Origin of the sequence: Bartonella sp. SD1336NMGDW (assembly GCF_042193565.1) — a bacterium.
In the GTDB taxonomy this organism is placed as follows: Bacteria; Pseudomonadota; Alphaproteobacteria; order Rhizobiales; family Rhizobiaceae; genus Bartonella; species Bartonella grahamii.
The window spans coordinates 1-635 of record NZ_JBHILW010000095.1; the positions used below are offsets into that span (position 1 = coordinate 1).

1 protein-coding gene is annotated in these 635 nt (G+C 39.1%); it reads left to right on the top strand.

The genetic code is table 11. The annotated features are described in order from the left end of the window. The coding region (locus ACFIKH_RS09345) for a tyrosine-type recombinase/integrase (RefSeq protein ID WP_375671552.1) at positions 1-469 on the top strand (469 nt) is incomplete at its 5' end. Positions 470-635 lie beyond the last annotated feature (166 nt).

The following is a 635-nucleotide window of genomic DNA, read 5'->3' on the forward strand; positions in this document are numbered from 1 at the left end:
TTTGCTTATTCTGACAGGCGTTCGTACCAATCCTTTACGTCATATTCATAAAGATCAAGTTGAGGAGAATATATGGACCATTCCTGCTGAAAATATGAAAGGAAGGCGTGATGCTACAACAGAATTTCGCGTGCCTCTATCAACAGAAGCATTAGAAATTCTAAAACAAGCGCGCTTGCTCTCTCGTAATGATTTCTTTTTTTCTGCTAGAGGTCGTGGTCCCCTCGCTGAGAAATGTATGGCTACGTATATGAGAAAAAATAAAATTGAAGCCTGCCCCCATGGATTTCGCTCTAGTTTACGCAATTGGCTCGCTGAAACAACCGATGCCCCTTATGAAGTCGCAGAAACTATTCTAAGTCATACGGTCGGCGGTAAAGTAGAGCGTGCCTATCGTCGGACTGATTATCTAGAACAGCGCCGCGTTTATATGGATAAATGGGCGGCTTATGTCACTGGTCAATCTTAAGATATGGGGTGCATAACCCCATGATCTGTGGATAACTTTAGCTCTCTTTTCTCTCATTCTCTCTCAATAAGATTCATAAATTATCACATCAGAAAAACTATGATAAAATATTGTTTTCTATAAATAAAATACCTTCAAAAATGAACAAAAATATGGTTAATAAATG